14 protein-coding genes are annotated in these 15,273 nt (G+C 66.1%); 12 read left to right on the top strand and 2 right to left on the bottom strand.

The genetic code is table 11. The features are described from left to right. The first annotated feature begins 32 nt into the window (after nt 1-32). The 9 genes from ACIUM1_RS02005 to ACIUM1_RS01965 all read left to right on the top strand — a co-directional run bounded on the left by ACIUM1_RS02005 (nt 33) and on the right by ACIUM1_RS01965 (nt 9,783). Nucleotides 33-1,250, top strand: a complete 1,218-nt coding sequence (locus ACIUM1_RS02005; protein WP_406815637.1) for a PPE family protein — start codon at nt 33-35, stop codon at nt 1,248-1,250. 20 nt (nt 1,251-1,270) lie between these two features. Then, nucleotides 1,271-2,479, top strand: a complete 1,209-nt coding sequence (locus ACIUM1_RS02000) for a PPE family protein (RefSeq protein ID WP_406815636.1) — start codon at nt 1,271-1,273, stop codon at nt 2,477-2,479. Nucleotides 2,480-3,268: 789 nt separating this feature from the next. Then, nucleotides 3,269-4,528, top strand: a complete 1,260-nt coding sequence (locus ACIUM1_RS01995) for a PPE family protein (RefSeq protein WP_406815635.1) — start codon at nt 3,269-3,271, stop codon at nt 4,526-4,528. A 68-nt stretch (nt 4,529-4,596) separates the two neighbouring features. Continuing rightward, a complete protein-coding gene (locus tag ACIUM1_RS01990; RefSeq protein WP_406815634.1) occupies nt 4,597-6,018 on the top strand; it encodes a PPE family protein in 1,422 nt (473 codons plus the stop codon). A 51-nt stretch (nt 6,019-6,069) separates the two neighbouring features. Continuing rightward, nucleotides 6,070-6,393, top strand: a complete 324-nt coding sequence (locus ACIUM1_RS01985; RefSeq protein WP_406815633.1) for a DUF732 domain-containing protein — start codon at nt 6,070-6,072, stop codon at nt 6,391-6,393. Nucleotides 6,394-6,507: 114 nt separating this feature from the next. After that, complete coding sequence (locus ACIUM1_RS01980) at nt 6,508-6,831, top strand: DUF732 domain-containing protein (protein ID WP_406815632.1); 324 nt, start codon at nt 6,508-6,510, stop codon at nt 6,829-6,831. A gap of 215 nt (nt 6,832-7,046) precedes the next feature. Further along, nucleotides 7,047-7,763, top strand: a complete 717-nt coding sequence (locus ACIUM1_RS01975) for an MgtC/SapB family protein (RefSeq protein ID WP_406815631.1) — start codon at nt 7,047-7,049, stop codon at nt 7,761-7,763. Nucleotides 7,764-8,062: 299 nt separating this feature from the next. Then, the gene (locus ACIUM1_RS01970; RefSeq protein WP_406815630.1) at nt 8,063-9,007 is read left to right on the top strand and encodes a sterol desaturase family protein; all 945 of its coding nucleotides are present in this window, start codon (nt 8,063-8,065) and stop codon (nt 9,005-9,007) included. A gap of 206 nt (nt 9,008-9,213) precedes the next feature. Beyond that, entirely contained in the window at nt 9,214-9,783 is a 570-nt protein-coding gene (locus ACIUM1_RS01965) for a hypothetical protein (protein ID WP_406817490.1), read from the top strand. Between the two features lie 6 nt (nt 9,784-9,789). On the opposite strand, the gene ACIUM1_RS01960 is transcribed toward ACIUM1_RS01965, so the two are convergent. Beyond that, nucleotides 9,790-10,236, bottom strand: coding sequence for a nitroreductase family deazaflavin-dependent oxidoreductase (locus ACIUM1_RS01960; RefSeq protein ID WP_406815629.1), 447 nt, complete (start codon nt 10,234-10,236; stop codon nt 9,790-9,792). Between the two features lie 122 nt (nt 10,237-10,358). Between ACIUM1_RS01960 and ACIUM1_RS01955 the strand changes: the two genes are divergently transcribed. From ACIUM1_RS01955 to ACIUM1_RS01945, 3 genes are all read left to right on the top strand, one after another. Next, complete coding sequence (locus ACIUM1_RS01955) at nt 10,359-11,042, top strand: TetR/AcrR family transcriptional regulator (protein WP_406815628.1); 684 nt, start codon at nt 10,359-10,361, stop codon at nt 11,040-11,042. A gap of 126 nt (nt 11,043-11,168) precedes the next feature. Next, nucleotides 11,169-11,669, top strand: a complete 501-nt coding sequence (locus ACIUM1_RS01950; RefSeq protein WP_406815627.1) for a VOC family protein — start codon at nt 11,169-11,171, stop codon at nt 11,667-11,669. 15 nt (nt 11,670-11,684) lie between these two features. Beyond that, nucleotides 11,685-13,178, top strand: a complete 1,494-nt coding sequence (locus ACIUM1_RS01945; RefSeq protein WP_406815626.1) for an FAD-binding protein — start codon at nt 11,685-11,687, stop codon at nt 13,176-13,178. Nucleotides 13,179-13,293: 115 nt separating this feature from the next. Here ACIUM1_RS01945 and ACIUM1_RS01940 read toward each other — a convergent pair whose 3' ends face one another. Further along, entirely contained in the window at nt 13,294-15,213 is a 1,920-nt protein-coding gene (locus ACIUM1_RS01940; RefSeq protein WP_406815625.1) for an ABC transporter ATP-binding protein/permease, read from the bottom strand. Nucleotides 15,214-15,273: the final 60 nt, after the last annotated feature.

Here is a 15,273-nt window from a genome sequence, read left to right as displayed (position 1 = left end):
GCCGCGACTCGTTGAGGGTGAGGGGGATACCCATGTTCGACTTTGCGGTGCTGCCGCCGGAAATCAATTCGGCCAGGATGTATGCGGGTCCGGGGTCGGGTCCGTTGCTGGCTGCGGCCGGGGCGTGGAACGCGGTGGCGGCCGAGATGCGTTGTGCTGCGGCCTCGTATGGGTCGGTGGTGACCGAACTGGCCGGTGGGGGGTGGTTGGGGCCTTCGTCGAGGTCGATGGTAGCTGCGGTGGCGCCGTATCTGGCGTGGCTGGATGGCACGGCCACGCAGGCCGAGCAGACCAGTGGTCAGGCGTTCGCCGCCGCGTCGGCGTTTGAGGCGGCGTTTGCGGCCATGGTGCCGCCGCCGGTGATTGCGGCTAATCGTGCGCAGTTGGCGTTGTTGGTGGCGACGAATGTGTTTGGGCAGAACACTCCGGCGATCGCGGCGACGGAGGCGCAGTACGCCGAGATGTGGGCTCAGGATGCGGCGGCGATGAATGGTTATGCCGTTGGTTCGAGCACGGCGGCGCAGTTGACGCCGTTTGCCTCGCCGCAGTCGACGACCACGGCTGATGGGGTGGTGCAGCAGACGAACGCGGTCACCGCGGCGTCGAACACCGCGGCGGGCAATGTGCAGTCGTTGTTGTCGGGGGGCTCGGGATCGATGAGTGATGTGACGAGTAATGCCACTACGTCGGGGTCGCTGTATGAGTATTTGACGCAGTTTTTCGACGGGAACAACAACACCGCGCTGGGCAACTTTTTGAACAGCAACTTTTTCAGCAACTCGATCCTCAACGGTTCGATCGCGGGTGGTCCGTTTAATCCGCAAACGATTATCGGGACGATGCAAGGGGTGTTGGCGGCCCAGCATGCCACGACGTTGGGCGGGTTGGGCGACTTCGCGGCCGACGCCGATGGGCTGGCGGGTGCCGAGGCGGCGAGCGCGGGTCTGGCCTCGCGCACAGCGCTGGGTTCGGGTGTGGGTGGTGTGTCTGCGGGGGTGGGTAATGCGCAGTTGGTGGGGTCGGTGTCGGTGCCGCAGGGTTGGGCGGCGGCGGCCAACATCGCCCCGGGTCACACGGCGGTGCAGGCTACCGGGGTGACCGGGCTGACCGATCCCGCGGCGGCTCCGGGTGCGGGGGGGCCCGGTGGGGTGGCCGGGCCGGTGGGTGGCAGCGGTCGGCGGTTGCGCCGGGCCATTCCGAAGTATGGGTTTCGGCCCGTGGTCATGCCCCGTCCGCCGGCTGCGGGCTAACAACGCTGGGAGTAGATGTCATGTCGATAGTTGAGGTGGGGTTGGCGCCGGAGATCACCTCGGCCAGGATGTATGCCGGTCCTGGGTCGGGGTCGTTGCTGGCGGCGGGCGCGGCGTGGAACGCGGTGTCGGCGGAGTTACGCTCGGCGGCCACTCACTACGGTGCGGTGGTGAGCGCGCTGAGCAGTCAGGGCTGGTCGGGGCCCTCGGCGCAGAAGATGCTGGCCGCGGTGCAACCGTATCTGCAGTGGCTCGAGGCCACCGGCGCCCAGGCTGAGTTGGCGGGGGTGCAGGCCAACGCGGCCGCGGCGGCGTTTGAGGCGGCGTTTGCGGCCACGGTGCCCCCGGCGGTGGTGGCGGCCAACCGCGCCCAGCTGGCACAGTTGGTGGCCGGCAACCTGTTGGGGCAAAACAGTGCGGCGATCGCGGCCACCGAGGCCCAATACGGGGAGATGTGGGCGCAAAACGCCAACGCGATGACCGGCTATAGCGCCTCCTCGCAGGCGGCGACCCAACAACTGGGCCCGTTTGCCCAACCCGTGCCCGATACCACCAGCGATGGGACCGCCCAGCAAGCCACCGCGGTGGCCCAGTCCTTCAATACTGCCGGGACCAATGCGCTCAGTGCGGACCCCAGCAGCATCTTTGCCCCCGGCTCGGGTGATTCGACCACCGGGCTGGCCGGGCTGTTGAACACGTTGAGCAATTCCCACGAGAACCTGCTGGGCGCCTTCCTGAACAACAACAGCGTCTCGGGGCTGTCCAACGGATTTACCACCAACGGCATCTTGAACCCGACCACGTTCGTCGATTCCCAAATCGCGATGAACTCCATCAACTCGCTCAATGCCGTGGACTCCTCGACCTCCGGGCTGGGGGTGTTGGCCGCTGGGCTGGGCGGCACGGCGAACCTGGCCTCGGTGAGCACCCCGGCGGTGGGCGCGGTGGCCGGGGTGGGACAGGCCAGCCTGGTCGGGGCGCTGTCGGTGCCGCCGGCCTGGGGGGCCACCGGAGCCGCGATCACCCCGCTGGCCACCACCACCCAGGTCGGCCTAAGCGCCTACCACGGTTTCGGCTCGGCCACCCCGATGGTGATGGACCAAGCCGGCACCGCCGGCATGCCCGGTATGCCCCTGGCCGGCATCCCCGCCGGCCACGAAGAGGAGTTCTCCGAACCCATGTACGGCTTTCGGCTACGCATCATGGGCCGCCCCCCCGCAGCCGGATAACACACCACACCGCGGCTGGCTCCTTTCCTTCCCGCCGCCCGAGCCGGCGTTCGCACGGCTGGCCGGGCGGCTTAGCCGTCGGTGTGCATCGGCGGGGCGCCACTGCCGTTGCGCACGGCTCAACAATGCGGCGAAATCCCTTGTGAACCACCGATATCGGCCCACAGGAAACTGTCAGCAGCTGAGCAGTGCCACAGCAGACTGACTGCGTCTACCCGAATAGGTGAAAACGTTGGGAGAACGACGTGACGATCAACTACCAGTTCGGCGATGTGGACGCCCAATGCAAGGCGCGGTAGGCGATGGCGTCGTCGAGTCCTTAAAGCCATTCCGGACAATCGCAGGCATGAACTTGGTGGAAGGGTAGCAGAAATTCGCAGTCAAACCTCTGAAGTGTATATTTCCGAACCTTGTTAAACCGCGGCAATGACGCCGATATCTGAGTGTGCTAATCAGCCATTCTACTAAGCAATATTCTGAGGGTGATTGATGCGTGGCGTGTCCTTGAGGCCGTTGCCAGCCGAATAGGTGCCTAAGCCCTCACTGAATCCGAAAGTGTTGGGCACCAACCGCAGTGGCAATTGCTGCGCGGCTCGGCTAGTCGTTCGAACGCCCTTCAGGCGCCGATTAAAGCTAGGGCGGTATGGCTTTGTTGTCTTCATCACATGGAATCCGCACATGTATTCGGTGGCAGATCTGATGAATTTCCTTAGAGCTGTGACTTTGTCGACGCCGGGGTGGCGAAGCCGTGCCTACCATGGCCGCCAACAGAGGAACCGGAGGTATTAGATGTTGGATTTCGGGGCTTATCCGCCGGAATACAACTCGGGACGGATGTACTTGGGAGCGGGGTCGGGGCCGCTGCTGGCGGCCGCGGCGGCGTGGGACGAATTGGCCGCGGAGCTGCAAAGCACCGGGGCGTCATACAGCTCGACGATCGAAACCCTGACGACGGGTCCATGGACGGGTCCCTCGTCCATCGCGATGGCGGCCGCGGCGGCACCATACGTGGCGTGGATCCACGCCACCGGCGCGCAGGCCGAGCAGGCGGGCGCCCAGGCGAAACTCGCGGCCGGCGCCTACGAGGCCGCGTTCGCGGCGACGGTTCCGCCGCCGGTGGTTGCCGCCAACCGATCGCTGCTCGCGACTCTGGTCGCCACCAACATCCTCGGCCAGAACACCCCGGCGATCGCCGCCACCGAAGCCCAATACATGGAGATGTGGGCGCAAGATGCCGCCGCGATGTACGCGTACGCGGCGTCCTCGGCAACTGCCTCTCAGCTGGCCCCGTTCGCCGAGCCACCGCAGACCACCAACGAGTCGGCCGCACCCACCCAAGCGGCCGCGGTCGCCCAGAGCGCGGGACAGTCCAGCGCGAATACCGCCGGCCAGCTGTCGCAACTGGGCACCACGATGCAGCCGGTGGCACAAGCCGTCGGCAATGCCGGCGCGGCGGGGACCACGCCGACGGAGCTGACTACACCGAGTTTCATCACCAATTGGAACGAATTCTGGTCGCTGGCGACCGGCGTGTACTCGCCGCAGTCGTGGAGTTCCATCCCCGGTGGACCGTTCCTGTCGTTCGGCCAGGCGTACGCCTGGGGACAGAACGGCCAGGGCGCGGCCGCGTATCTGGCTGGGCCGAAAGCCATTTCCGGGGCGTTGGCGCCGCTGGCCAGTGGCGCCAACGCCGTCAAGCCGACGCTCAGCTCCGCCGTGGGGACGGGGCGGGTGTCGGGATCGATGGGGAAAGCAGCTCTGGTGGGCGGCATGTCGGTGCCGCAGGGCTGGACGGAAACCGCCCCGGCGATCCGAACACTCGCCCAGGGGCTGCCGACCAATCTGGCAGCAGCGCCCGCCGCGATGGCCGGTGAGGAGGGCGCGTTCAGCCAGATGGCGCTGTCCAGCCTGGCCGGACGCGCCGTCGCGGCCGCCGGAACCAGGCCGATCGGCAGCGCCGCCTCGATGGCGGGCTCACTGGGCGGCGTTGCCGCCGAAGCGGATCCGGCCACGGCCACCATCATCGTGATCCCCTGCATCGAGGAGTGACCGCGATGACGAAATCGCATGGCAGCCGGGCGCTGTCGACCCGGATAGCCAGGTAGGGGATAGCAGAGATGTTTTACGTAGCCTTTCCGCCGGAATTCAACTCGGGCCGGATGTACAGCGGTCCGGGAGCGGGGTCCTTGGTGGCGGCGGCGACGGCCTGGCAGAACCTGGCCACCGAATTGCATTCCACCGCAACGTCATATTCGGCGGTGCTCTCCAGCCTGACGGCCGGGCCTTGGGTAGGCCCAGCCTCGCTGGCCATGGCGAGCGCGGCTGCACCGTACGTGGCCTGGATGGAGCAAACCGCGGCGCAGGCCGCACAATCGGCGACCCAGGCCGCCGAGGCGGTCGCCGCCTACGAGACGGCATTCGCCGCGCACGTGCCGCCTGCCGTGATCGCGGAAAACCGTACCGTGCTCGCGCAATTGGTGTCGACCAACCTGTTCGGGCAGAACACCGCGGCGATCGCCGCGAATGAGGCACAGTACAGCGAGTTTTGGGCGCAGGATGCCACGGCGATGGACACCTACTTCACCTCGTCGGCCAACGCAGCCAACAAATTGACGGAATTCAGCCCGGCGCCCAACACCACCAATGAGGCCGCCGCGCCGATGCAGGCGGCCGCGGTGAGTTCGGCGGCCAGCACGCCGGTAGCCAATGTCGCCTACACCGCGGCGTCGTCGGCGACCACCACCCTGCCCTACAGCGGCGCCTTCTCCGTCCCGGCGAACTTGGCCTATCTCTACCAAACGTTCATGACGAATCTGTTCAACACCGTGCCGGGCGGGGCCGGCTTCTACACCGGCATGTATAACGCCGTGAAGGTGCCGCTGGGGCTGACCACCCAGTTCAACGACGTCGGGTTGCTGGTCAACTTTCCCCTGTCCCAGTGGCTCAAGTTCGCCCCGCCGGTTGGATACGGGGCGCTGCCGAAAGACGCGCTGGGCGCCGGCCTGGGGGCGCTGGGCTTCGGCCGGGGCACGCTATACAGCTCGATCACGCCGTTCGCCGGCATGGGCAATGCGGGCACCCTGGTCGGCAAGCTGTCGATCCCGCCGAGCTGGGCGACGTCCACCCCGGCCATCCGTACCATCGCCGCCGCGCTGTCGGCCGTTGGAACCGAGGCCGTGCCGGCCGCCGCACTGGCCCAGGGGGGTCTGTTCAGCTCGATGGGACTGGCCGGGATGCTGGGCAGCGCCGTGGGCTCCGGTGGCCCGACGGTGGCGCGTGCGGGTGTGCGTAACCGGATGACTCCCATCAAGGACCTCAAAGACATCAAGGACCTCAAAGACAAGCAGTCGCCGGAACAGCTGAAACGTGTTGTCGCACAGATCTCGGAGAAGCCAGAGACGGTGCAGCACCACAACGTCGACCAGGAAAACCTCGACGCGCTCCTCGAGCAGCTGGCCAAGAAGCCGGGCATCCACGCGGTGCATCTCAAGAAGGGCGCCAAGCCGAAAGTCATTCCCGCCGACGCCCAATCAGGTTGAGGCACAAAGGCCGATGAACGTTGTAGGCATCACGCCGGAAGGGCGATAGAGATGAAACCGCTACTGGCGCTGCTTGGGGTTTCGGCGATGATTGCTCTTGCCGCACCGGCATACGCCGAACCACCGGCGGCCCCGGAGGGGGACGACGCGGGCTTCGTCGCCGCGCTGGAGCAAGCCGGCTTCAGCTTCAACAGCCCGGGATCGGCCATCGCCGCGGGCAGGGCGGTGTGCTCCTGCCTCAACAACGGCGAGTCCGGCCTGGAGGTGGTGCACGACGTCAAAACCCATAACCCCGGGATGGACATGGAGATGGCATCGAACTTCGCCGTGCTTTCCGCGCAGTACTACTGCCCCCAGCACCTCGCCAAAGCCTGAGCCGAGGCGGGGCGACCCTCAGCCCGCCGAACCCGAATGCCCTGCCGCTCAAAATATCTGCGCAATACCGCTTGGCGCTGCGAACACTGCCAGGACATGGGACGATCACCAGTCATGAGACTGCTCCTGGCGCTGAGCATTGGCGTTTCGGTCGCAATCGGAATGGCCCCGCTCGCGCAGGGCGACCCGGTGACACCCGGTGGCGACGAGGCCGGTTTCCTTGCGTCGCTGCGGAGTGCGGGCATCACCTACTCGACCCCCGAGTCAGCCATCACGTTCGCCAAATCGGTGTGCGTGTCCATGGGCGACGGCGAGGCCGGCCCGCAAATGATTGATGAGCTGAAGAGCCAAAACCCCGGGCTCACCAACGATCACGCCGCATCGTTCTTGGCGATCGCGGCGAAATATTTTTGCCCGCAGCGACTTAACCGAGGGTAGCCCCGCCTCTCCCATATGGCATCCGCGCAACCGAGCGGCAGCGCGCGGGTTTCGCCGATGTGGCCATCCGGCGCCTGATTAGGCTTCGGTCCATCTGCCGTTCACCTACACATGTTTAGCTGCGCCCGCCGGCCACCACGCCGGGGCCGCAACCGTAATCGCCCGGTACGGCCGGGGGATACTCGACAACGAGTCCACGGGGAAGGAGCGAGTCGTTGGAGACGCTGAGCGCTCTCGATTTCTTGCTCCGCCTGGGCGTCGGCGTGGGCTGCGGGGCCCTCATCGGCCTGGAACGGCAATGGCGGGCGCGCCGGGCCGGCCTACGCACCAACGCACTGGTGGCCGCCGGTGCGACGCTGTTCGTCCTGTACGCGGCTGCCACCTCCGACACCAGCCCGACCCGGGTCGCCTCTTATGTCGTGTCCGGCATCGGGTTCCTGGGTGGTGGTGTGATCCTGCGGGAGGGCGTCAACGTCCGGGGTCTCAACACCGCCGCCACCCTGTGGTGCTCGGCGGCGATTGGCGTACTGGCCGCTTCCGGCCATCTGGTGTTCGCATTGATCGGCACGGGCACCGTCATCGGCATCCACCTGCTGGGGCGTCCACTCGGCCGGCTGATCGACCGCGACAACAGCGCCGATGAAGACGAGAGCCTGGTGCCGTATCTGGTGCAGGTGCTCTGCCGTCCGAAGCACGAGAAATACGCGCGAGCCCAAATCGTCCAGCACGCCGGCAGCAACGACATCACACTTCGCGGAATCCACACCGGCAACGCGGCGGACGACGAGGTCAGCCTGACCGCCCATCTGCTCATGAACGGTGACGCCCCGGCCCGGCTGGAACGACTGGTGGCCGAGCTCTCGCTGCTGCCGGGCGTCCGCGCCGTGCAGTGGTATGCCGGAGACGAAGCGCAGTCCGACGATCGCCGCTAGGACGGGCCGCTAACTCCGCAGCCGGTGCGCGGACAGATGTGTTTTGCCAACACGACCGAACTTTGAACGTTTCACAGCTTTCCAGCGGCGATGCCCAAGCAGCGGGACACAAAGTCCTGCCGTTGTGGGGCTTTGGAAAGGCCCTACAAGTCGACGGTCCCGGTTGACCATTGCGCTCTTCGTTGTGGCGAGCGCGTTCATTGCCCTCATCGTGGGATCTTCATTGCGTCCTCAGCTCGCCGCGGCTGCATTGCCGGAGCCGACGGCACCGGTGCAGCGCGCGTCGTAGTCTTACCTGTGTGAGTGCCCTCTCCGGCTTGCTGTCCGCGCTGCCTCCGCAGATGCGCGACCCGGTGCTGTTCGCCATCCCGTTCTTCCTGCTGCTGTTGACCCTCGAATGGACCGCAGCCCGCAAGCTGGAGCACCTGACGGCCGAGGCGGCCGGCACCGGGCGACCGGCGTCGGGTGCCCACCTAACCCGCGATTCCGTCGCGAGCATCTCGATGGGGCTGGTGTCGGTAGCCACCACGGCCGGCTGGAAAACCCTGGCGCTGCTGGGCTATGCCGCGATCTATGCCTACCTGGCACCGTGGCACCTGTCGGCGACCCGTTGGTACACCTGGGTCATCGCGATTCTCGGAGTGGACCTCCTCTATTACGCCTATCACCGGATCGCGCACCGGGTGCGATTGATCTGGGCGACGCATCAGGCCCATCACTCCAGCGAGTACTACAACTTCGCCACCGCGCTGCGCCAGAAATGGAACAACAGCGGCGAGATCTTGATGTGGATCCCCTTGCCGCTGTTGGGAATTCCGCCGTGGATGGTGTTCTTCAGTTTCTCCCTGAACTTGATCTACCAGTTTTGGATACACACCGAGCGGATCGACAAGCTCCCGCGGCCGTTCGAGTTCCTCTTGAACACACCGTCGCATCACCGCGTGCACCACGGGATGGACCAGGTGTACCTCGACAAAAACTATGGCGGCATATTCATCATCTGGGACCGGCTCTTCGGGACCTTTCAGCCCGAACTGTTCCGGCCGCACTACGGCCTCACCAAACGCGTGGACACGTTCAACATCTGGACGTTGCAGACCCACGAGTACGTGGCGATCGCCCGCGACTGGCGGTCGGCGAAGCGCCTGCGTGACCGGTTGGGTTACGTGTTCGGTCCGCCGGGCTGGGTGCCGCGCGCGGCCGATCGAACTGAGGCCGCCACCCGGGTCGTGACCTCGCTGTAACATTTGCGCAGGCCGGCGCGAAAACCTGAGCGTGGAGGGCGGGTACGCCGTAACCTCGGCCTCCCGTCGGTAATCGGCCCGATGGATCGGAGTTCATGGTGCATCGCGTGGCAATGCGCACGATCGCCGCGTCGGCTTTGGTCGTGGCGCTCACCCCGTCTGCGCCGGCGGCGTCGGCAAAAGCCGACGTCCTCGTGTATCCCGGCATGGAAATACGCCAGGACAACCGCGTTTGCACGCTGGGATATGTCGATCCCGGGCTGAAAATCGCCTTCACCGCGGGGCACTGCCGGGGCGGGGGTAGCGGTGTGGTGACGGACCGGGGCGGGTCCGTCATCGGCCGGATGGCGGCCTTCCGGGACAACACCCCTAGCGGAACGACGGTATCCACCAGCCAGGTGATCAACGACTACGAAGCGATCGTGCTGGACAACAGCGTCACGGCGAACAACGTCCTGCCGGGTGGACGGCCGCTTGTGTCCGATCCCGGCCTCACTCTTGCGGCCGGGCAGCCGGTCTGCCATTACGGCGTGATCACCGGGGAGACCTGCGGGACGGTGGAGAGCGTGAACAACGGCTGGTTCACCATGTCGCACGGTGTGCAAAGCCATAACGGCGATTCGGGCGGACCGGTGTACCTGGCGCCCAGCGGCGGCCCCGGCCAGATCGTCGGGATCTTCAACAGCGTGTGGGGAGACTTCCCGGCGGCGGTGTCGTGGGGGGCTACTTCGGAGGAGGTCCGCGAGGACCTCGGAGTGCGCGACAACGCGCAGTAGGGGCGGTCAGCCCACCGGGGTCAGCGCGAACACCGGAATAGAGGATGCGGCGGCACGGAATTGTTCGTCGGTGCTGTCTGGGGTCAACCCGGCGACGTAGTCCTTGACCTGCCAATACCACCTGGCCAGATAGCGCCGCAGCAGCTCGGGTTTGGCCGCGTCGTCGACCTCGCCGGGCCGCACGCGTCGCCGGTGCCAGCGCGGCCCCACCTCGACGACGGGCGCTGCCCGGACGTTGCGCGCCCACTGTGTGTTGCCGCGCGGTGAGACCAGGTAGTCCACGCCGTCGACGGTCAGCAGGTTGATCACCACCGCGCGCCGCTTCCCGGTCTTGCGGCCACGGACGTGCAGCGCCCGGGTTCCGGCGATGCTGATGCCCGCCTCGGCGAGCCAGCGGATAACCGCGTTGGCGGCGCGGGCGGCGCGGTTCGGTTTTTCGTAGCGGGTGGACATGATGCGGCCTCTCAGCGAATCCTGGTTCAACTCTCGAGAGCGGTGCTCTCTCATTTGCACACGCTGCCACAACCCGGCACGGAAAACAAGAGCGGTGTTCTCGGTTGTGTCAGACTGGCGGCGTGGGCAAACGTCAGGAATCGCGTGAGCAGATCGAGGCGCGCATCATCGAACTCGGTCACCGCCAGCTGGCGGAGCGCGGTGCGGCCGGATTGTCGGTGCGTGCGATAGCGCGCGACCTGGGCATGGTGTCCTCGGCGGTATACCGCTACGTGTCCAGCCGTGACGAACTGCTGACCTTGCTGCTGGTCGATGCCTATTCCGACCTGGCCGACGCCGTGGACCGCGCCCGCGAAACGGTCGGAGACCTGTGGAGCGACGATGTCGTCACCATCGCGCGGGCGACGCGGAGATGGGCCGTCGCCCACCCCGCCTGCTGGGCCCTGCTGTACGGCAGTCCCGTTCCGGGTTACCACGCGCCCCCCGAGCGCACCGTTGCGGTGGGCACCCGGGTAGTTGCGGCGCTGTTCGACGCGGTCGCGGCCGGAATCGCGACCGGAGACATCCGGCTGACGAATGACCTTGCGCCGCAACCAATGTCGTCCGACTTTGAACGGATTCGTCACGAATTCGGGTTTCCTGGTGATGACCGGGTGCTCGCCAAGTGTTTTTTACTGTGGGCAGGGGTGCTGGGGGCCATCAGCCTGGAAGTGTTCGGACAGTACGGCGCCGATACCCTGACCGACCCGGAGGCCGTCTTCGACGCCCAGGTGCGACTGCTGGTGGATGTGCTGAGCCGGCACTGACGTGCGCGGCGCCGCAGCGGAATTAGAACGTGTTCACCCGCCGGTTTCGTCCCCTGACGGGCTCGGCGCGGCAAAGTCGATCGGGCCCTTTCTGGGGGCCGGGCGGCTGGACTATCCTGCGAGACGATGACGCTTCCCGTTGGATCGCCGACGCAGGTTGCATGGGTTACCACCGACCTGAACGCCACCGAAACGGCCCTCACCGGCCTGTTAGGTGTGCGCAAGTGGGTACGCATACCCGAAGTGCACTTTGCTCCGGACGCGTGCAGTTACCGCGGCAACCCCGCCGATTTCGTTGCCAGCATCTCGCTGAGCTACCTCGGGGACATGCAACTGGAGCTGATCCAACCGGTTCGTGGCGAGAACATCTATAGTGACTTCTTGTCCGATTGCGGGCCAGGTCTGCACCACATCTGCATGGAGGTGGAAAGCCCCGAACACCTCGAGGCGGCGGTGGCCGACGCCGCGGACCGGGGCGTCGCGGTGGTGCAGCGCGGGGTGATGCCGGGCGGCATCCAATTCGTCTACCTGTCGGCGCGGCAGGCAGGCGTGCCGTTTGTGGAGCTTGCATACATTGCGCCCGAAATGAGGGCGTTCTACGACTACATCAAACAAGAGCAGCGGTGAGGAGGAGTGTCGCCTATGAGCACGGACATACCGGCAACGGTCAGTGCAAATGACGTGACCACATGGTCCGACGACGTCGACGTTTTGGTGATCGGGTTCGGCATCGCCGGCGGCTGCGCCGCGGTGAGCGCGGCGGCTGCCGGTGTGCGGGTGTTGGTGCTGGAACGCGCGGCCGCGGCGGGTGGCACGACTTCGCTTGCCGGAGGCCATTTTTACCTCGGCGGCGGGACCGCGGTGCAGCAGGCGACCGGTCAAGACGATTCCGCCGAGGAGATGTACAAGTATCTGGTCGCGGTGTCGCGTGAACCCGAACTCGACAAGATCCGCGCCTACTGCGATGGCAGCGTCGAACATTTCAACTGGCTGGAAGACCTGGGTTTTCAGTTCGAGCGCAGCTACTACCCGGGCAAGGTGGTCGTCCCGCCGGGCACCGAGGGGCTCAGCTACACGGGCAACGAAAAGGTGTGGCCATTCTGCGAGCGGGCCAAGCCGGCGCCGCGCGGGCACTCGGTGCCGGTCCCCGGCGAATTGGGCGGCGCCAGCATGGTTGTCGATCTGCTGCTCAAGCGTGCCGACGCCCTGGGCGTGCAGATCCGTTACGAGACCGGGGCGACCAATCTGATTACCGACGACGACGGCGCCGTGGTCGGCGTCGCGTGGAAGCACTTCGGCGAAGCCGGCGCCATCAGGGCCAGGTCCGTCATCATCGCGGCGGGCGGATTCGCGATGAACGCGGAGATGGTCGCCGAGCACACCCCCGCATTGGCGCAGGAGCGACGCACCAAGCATCACGGCGTGGTGGCCCCCTACATCCTGGGCAATCCCAACGACGACGGCCTGGGCATCCGGATGGGCGTCTCGGCGGGCGGCGCGACCAAGAACATGGACGAACTGTTCATCACCGCGGCGGCCTATCCGCCCGAGGTCTTGCTCACCGGGGTGATCGTGAACAAGGAGGGCAAGCGGTTCGTCGCCGAGGACTCCTATCACTCGCGCACTTCGGCATTCGTGTTGGAGCAGCCGGACCAGACGGCATACCTGATCGTCGACGAAGCACACACCGAGATGCCGGCCATGCCGCTGATCCGCTTCCTCGACGGGTACGAGACGATCGCGGAAATGGAAGCCGCGCTTGGCATTCCGGCGGGCAACCTCGCGGCCACGCTGGACCGTTACAACAAGCACGCCGCCGCTGGCGATGATCCCGATTTCCATAAGCAGCCCGAATTCCTTGCGCCACAAGACAACGGGCCCTGGGCAGTGTTCGATCTGTCGCTGGGACGGGCCATGTATTCGGGGTTCACCATCGGTGGCCTGGCGGTGACGGTCGACGGCGAGGTGCAGCGGGCCGACGGCACCGTGGTGCCCGGCTTGTACGCCGCGGGCGCGTGCGCGTCCAACCTCGCCCAGGACGGCAAGGGCTACGCGAGCGGAACGCAGCTGGGGGAAGGGTCGTTCTTCGGCCGCCGCGCCGGAGCGCACGCGGCCCTGCGGGCCGGGGCAGCGTAGGCGCGCTACCACACAGCGCCGGAGCGCACGCGGCCCTGCGGGCCGGGGCAGCGTAGGCGCGCTACCACACAGCGCCGGAGCGCACGCGGCCCAGCGGGCCGGGGCAGCGTAGGCGCTAGACCCGAGCGGGTTCCTTCTCGACCGGGCCCAATTGCCACGGGCCGCCGCCGAGCAGGTGCAGCTGCTGCTCGTGGTGCTGTTCGACGGTGGGCCGGTGGCTCACGCTGACCATCACGCACTCCGGTAGCTCGGCCCGAACCAACTGATAAAGCGCGAATTCCAGACCTTCGTCCAGCGCGGAGGTGGCCTCGTCGAGGAAGACCGCCTTCGGCTTGGTGAGCAGAATGCGCGCGAAGGCGACCCGTTGCTGCTCGCCCGGGGACAACACCTTGGCCCAATCGTGGTCTTCGTCCAGCCGGTTGATCAGCGGTGCCAGCGCCACCTTGGTGAGCACGTCGCGCAGCTCCTCGTCCGAGACATTGTCCGGCGAGTTGGGATAGCACACCACGGTGCGCAAGCTGCCCAGCGGCACATACGGCAGCTGCGACAAGAACATCGTCGCGTTGTCGCCATCGGGGCGGCATAGGGTCCCCGACGCATACGGCCACAGTTCGGCCAGACTGCGCAGCAGCGTCGTCTTGCCGGCCCCGGAACGGCCGGTGATCACCAGGGTGTCGCCGTGGTCGAGCTGGACGTCGAGCGAGTCGACCAGCTGGTCGCCCTCCGGCGTGCGCACCTCGATGCCGCGGAGTTCCACCGCCGATTCTTCGCTCGGTTTGACGAGAATGCTTGGCAGCGCACGGCCCTTGCTGTTGGCGTCTACCAGCCCGTGCAATCGAATGATCGCCGCCCGAAAGGAGGCGAACGCGTCATAGTTGTTGCGGAAGAACGACAGTGACTCCTCGATCTGCCCGAAGGCCACCGCGGTCTGGGTGACATCGCCGAAGTGAATCCGGCCGGCGAACAACCGCGGCGCCTGAATGACCCAGGGCAGCGGAACGATTGCCTGGCTCATCGACCAGTTCCATCCGTTGAAGATGATGGTTCGGCGAACGAACTTGCGGTAGTTGTCGATGATCGGCGTGAAGCGGCGCCACAGCTGTCGGCGCTCGACCCGTTCGCCGCGGTAGAAGCCGACCGCCTCGGCCGCGTCGCGTAAGCGGACCAGCGCGTAGCGGAAGGCCGCATTGAGCTTCTCGTTGTTGAAGCTCAGCCAGATCAGCGGTCGCCCCAGCCAGACGGCGACCACCGTGGCCACCAGCACGTAGATCAACACCACCCAGAACATGGCACGCGGCAGGTTGACGCCGGCAACGGTCAGGTCGCCGGACAGATTCCACAGGATCGCGGCGAACGAGATCACCGAAGCCATCGCGTTGACGGCCCCGAAGAGCAGCGTGTTGGTCGTACCGTTGGTCGGGGCGTTCGGAGTGCCGCCGGCGTTGGCGGTGAAGATGTCGATGTCCTGCTGGATGCGCTGGTCGGGGTTGTCGATGGTGTTGTCGATGAAAAGGTCCCGGTAGTACGCCCTGCCGCCGAGCCAGTCGTCGGTGAGGTTGCCGGTCAGCCAGACCCGCCAGGCGATGATGAAGCGCTGGGTCAGGTAGATGTCCGCCATGACCCGGATGACAAACAGCGTCGCGAGCAGGATGAAGATCGCGATCGACATCCAAAAGCCATGAACGCCAGACTGTTTGACGCTCTCATCGCCCGCCGCCATGCCTTGCACCGCTATCTGCACCGCCGTGCTCAAGTCGTTCGACTGGTAGCTGAGTAATACGTTGAGACGCACGGATAGAACAACCGAGAACAGCAGTACACCGAGCATCAGCCACACCTTGATGCTCGCCGAGCCGATGAAGTACCCGCGAGTGATCCGCCAGAACTGCTGACCCCAGGGGGTGAGGTAGCGCAGGGCGACCAGCGCAACCGCAAGGCAGACGGCGCCGATCAGCCACGCTATGGCGAGCCAGCGCACCGAATCCATGAGTGCCGCCGACCAGTCGATCGACGGCGTGAACGGCTTCGAGCCCACTGTCGTGCCTCCTTAACGTGGCGGTGGTCGGACTCCTCAACTTCAAATCCTTCGGCGAAG

This window comes from Mycobacterium sp. M23085 (assembly GCF_045343915.1).
Lineage (GTDB): Bacteria > Actinomycetota > Actinomycetes > Mycobacteriales > Mycobacteriaceae > Mycobacterium.
The sequence above is the reverse complement of the archived record's forward strand: the minus strand, read 5'-3'. Positions and strand labels throughout refer to the sequence as shown.

What these genes read in the sequence shown, in the direction of transcription:
- ACIUM1_RS02005 (WP_406815637.1), top strand. Translation starts at nt 33, where the DNA reads ATGTTCGACTTTGCGGTGCTGCCGCCGGAAATCAATTCGGCCAGGATG.
- ACIUM1_RS02000 (WP_406815636.1), top strand. Translation starts at nt 1,271, where the DNA reads ATGTCGATAGTTGAGGTGGGGTTGGCGCCGGAGATCACCTCGGCCAGG.
- ACIUM1_RS01995 (WP_406815635.1), top strand. Translation starts at nt 3,269, where the DNA reads ATGTTGGATTTCGGGGCTTATCCGCCGGAATACAACTCGGGACGGATG.
- ACIUM1_RS01990 (WP_406815634.1), top strand. Translation starts at nt 4,597, where the DNA reads ATGTTTTACGTAGCCTTTCCGCCGGAATTCAACTCGGGCCGGATGTAC.
- ACIUM1_RS01985 (WP_406815633.1), top strand. Translation starts at nt 6,070, where the DNA reads ATGAAACCGCTACTGGCGCTGCTTGGGGTTTCGGCGATGATTGCTCTT.
- ACIUM1_RS01980 (WP_406815632.1), top strand. Translation starts at nt 6,508, where the DNA reads ATGAGACTGCTCCTGGCGCTGAGCATTGGCGTTTCGGTCGCAATCGGA.
- ACIUM1_RS01965 (WP_406817490.1), top strand. Translation starts at nt 9,214, where the DNA reads ATGGAAATACGCCAGGACAACCGCGTTTGCACGCTGGGATATGTCGAT.
- ACIUM1_RS01960 (WP_406815629.1), bottom strand. Translation starts at nt 10,236, where the DNA reads ATGTCCACCCGCTACGAAAAACCGAACCGCGCCGCCCGCGCCGCCAAC.
- ACIUM1_RS01950 (WP_406815627.1), top strand. Translation starts at nt 11,169, where the DNA reads ATGACGCTTCCCGTTGGATCGCCGACGCAGGTTGCATGGGTTACCACC.
- ACIUM1_RS01945 (WP_406815626.1), top strand. Translation starts at nt 11,685, where the DNA reads ATGAGCACGGACATACCGGCAACGGTCAGTGCAAATGACGTGACCACA.